This window comes from Pseudomonas sp. R62, from assembly GCF_000257605.1.
Lineage (GTDB): Bacteria > Pseudomonadota > Gammaproteobacteria > Pseudomonadales > Pseudomonadaceae > Aquipseudomonas > Aquipseudomonas atacamensis.
In genome coordinates, this window is sequence record NZ_JH635999.1 from 60,380 (window position 1) to 63,587 (window position 3,208).

The following is a 3,208-nucleotide window of genomic DNA, read 5'->3' on the forward strand; positions in this document are numbered from 1 at the left end:
TGCGCTCAAGCCTTCGTTCTGGTGGGAGAGGGCGGCGGAGAACAGTCGCGCGGCGTTCAGCGGTTGCATCAAGTCGTGGCTGACGGCGGCGAGGAAGCGGGTTTTCGACTGGTTGGCCGCCTCGGCATTGCCCTTGGCTTCGGTGAGCGCGACGTTGAGTTGCGACAGTTCCTGGGTGCGTTCGCTGACCCGTTGCTCGAGCCCTTCGTTCGCCTCGGTCAGCGCCTGTTCGGCTTCGCGGAACGCGGTAATGTCGGTGAAACTCATGACAAATCCGCCGCCAGGCATCGGGTTGCCGATCAGCTCGATTACCCGGCCATTGGGGAATAGCCGTTCGGAAGTGTGCGCACGGCCCTGACGCATCCAGTGCAGACGCCTCGCAACGTGCACTTCAGCTTCGCCGGGGCCGCACAAACCGCGTTCGGCGTTGTAGCGAATGATGTCGGCAATCGGCCGGCCGACGCTGATCAGGCCGTCGGGGTAGTTGAACAGCTCCAGATACCGCCGGTTCCACGCCACCAGTTTCAGCGACTGGTCGACCACGCTGATGCCCTGGGTGATGTTCTCGATCGCGCCTTGCAGCAGCGCGCGGTTGAATTGCAGCACTTCCGAGGCTTCGTCAGCGATTCGGACTACGTCCTCCAACTGCATTTCCCGACCTTCGATGGCGGCCTTTACTACGGCGCGCGTCGAAGAAGCGCCGAGGACACCAGCCAGCAAGCGTTCGGTGTGGGCAATCCATTCGCTGTCGGCGTTCTGGTTGGGGTTGAAGCCCTTGCCCTGGCGGTAGGCGAAGCGAATGAAGCTCTGTCGCGCGCGTTCTTCGCCGACAAAACGCGCCGCCAGTTGCAGCAGATCGTCGATCTGTACCGCCAGCATCGAACGAGCATTAGGTCGTGCGCTGATTTCCTGGCCGATGAAACGCCCAGCCTGCCAGTGCTCGGAAACCCGCGTGCGCGAGAGCACCGAGACCCAGGCGAACAGGGTGAAATTACCGGCCAGCGACAGCACTACGCCTTGAGTCAGCGGGGTGATCGGCAGGTTCAGTGGATTGCTGTGCAGCCACGCCAACCCGGGGAAACTCGCCAGCGACCAGCCGAGACTGTGCGCGGCAATCGGCAGTACTAGCGTGTAGAACCACAGAAAGGTGCCGGTGGCGAGGCCGGCGAACACGCCGCGACGGTTGGCCTGTTTCCAGTACAGTGCGCCGAGCATCGCCGGCGCCAGTTGCGTCACCGCGGCGAAGGCGATCTGGCCGATTGTCGCCAGGCTCGCGGTCGAGCCGAGCAAGCGATAACTGACGTAGGCCAGCAGCAGAATCACCACGATGCTCACGCGGCGCACCGAGAGCATCCACTGGCGAAACACCTCGAACGGGCGCTCGGCGTTGTTGCGGCGCAACAGCCACGGCAACAGCATGTCGTTGGAAACCATGGTCGACAGCGCAACGCTGGCGACAATCACCATGCCGGTCGCTGCCGATGCGCCACCAATAAACGCCAGCATCGCCAGCGCCGGATGGGCTTGGGCCAGTGGCAGGCTGATCACGAACGAGTCGGGCAGCACATCGCTGGGCAGCATCATCTGACCGGCGAGGGCGATCGGGACTACAAACAGTGCGGCCAACGCCAGATAGGCGGGGAAGACCCATTTCGCCAGACGCAGATCCTGCGGGTCGATGTTCTCCACCACGGTGACGTGAAATTGCCGCGGCAGGCAGATGATCGCCATCATCGCCACGCCGGTCTGCACCACCATCGATGGCCAGTTGATGGTTTCCTTCCAGTACGCCTCAAGGCGCGGGGCGAGCATTGCCTGATTGAACAGGTCGTCGAAACCGTCATACAGACCGTACGTGACGAAGGCGCCGACGGCGAGAAAGGCGAACAGCTTGACCAGCGACTCGAACGCGATCGCCAGCACCATGCCACGGTGGTGTTCGGTGGCGTCGAGGTTGCGCGTACCGAAAACGATGGTGAATAACGCCAGCACCAGCGACACGATCAGCGCCGTGTCCTGGGCGCGGGTGCCCATGGCATCGGCGCCGGCGCCGATCAGCAGGTTCACGCCAAGGACAATGCCTTTGAGTTGCAGGGCAATATAAGGCAAGACGCCGACCAGGCAGATCAGCGCCACCACCACCGCCAGCGATTGTGACTTGCCGTAGCGCGCGGCGATGAAGTCGGCGATGGAGGTGATGTTCTCCTGTTTGCTGATCATCACCATTTTCTGCAGGACCCACGGCGCGCCGACCAGCAGCAGGATCGGCCCGAGGTAGATCGGCAGGAATGACCACAGTTGTTCCGCCGCCTGACCGACCGCGCCGAAGAACGTCCAGCTGGTGCAGTAGACCGCCAGCGACAGGCTGTACACCCAGGCGCGCACCCGCGGCGGCAACGGTGTGCTGCGACGGTCGCCGTAGAAGGCGATAGCGAACATGATGGCCATGTAGGCCAGGGCAACGACGGCGATCAGCCCGGTGGACAACGACATGCAGCACTCCCGACAAAAGACTCCCCCGGCACTCCTGCCCGGGGCGGACAGTCTCGCACGGGCGCGGCGGTTAGTCAGTGTCGACCAAGGTCGTGGCGTGGTGGGGTGTCGCACGCGGGGTACCGGGTGGTTTTTGTGGTGACCGGGCGGACCTCTTCGCGAGCAGGCTCGCTCCCACAATTGGAATGCATTTCCTTGTGGGAGCGAGCGCGTCAGTCCCGACGCAGCGCAATATCGATCAACCGATGCAACTCATCAACCTCCAGCGCCGTGGCCGAAAACAGAATCCGGAACACCACCGGCGCCACCACCAGATTGATCAAGCGGTCGACACTCGGCGCCTTCTCATGCGGATAGCGATCGACGATGGTCTGCAACTGCGCACCGATGATCGTCACGCAATAGCCCGGCGTAGCGCTGGCCTGCACGTCGCGCATCATGTTGCGCCCGACCTCCGAACTCATCTCGTCGAGATATTGCTCGGCCCAGGCGCGGATATCGCCGCGCAGGCTGCCAGTGCTCGCCGGCTCGCTGTCCGGGCGCATGCGGGCGAGGGCGACGTCCGCCAGCAATGCCGCCAGATCGCCCCAGCGGCGGTAGATCGTCGACGGCGTTACCCCCGCGCGGGCGGCAATCTGCGGGACGGTCACGGTGGAACGTTCCTGCTCTTGCAGCAGCGCATTGACCGCCGAATGAATCGACTCCTGCACCCGGG

Annotated in this window: 2 protein-coding genes; both read right to left on the reverse strand. The window is 63.6% G+C overall.

What is annotated here, in order from left to right; all coding sequences use genetic code 11:
* On the reverse strand, positions 1–2,493 hold a 2,493-nt coding region (locus tag OQK_RS18695), incomplete at its 3' end, for a PAS-domain containing protein (RefSeq protein WP_016773722.1).
* A gap of 212 nt (positions 2,494–2,705) precedes the next feature.
* Positions 2,706–3,208: TetR/AcrR family transcriptional regulator (locus OQK_RS18700; RefSeq protein WP_016773723.1), on the reverse strand; the 503-nt coding region annotated here is incomplete at its 5' end.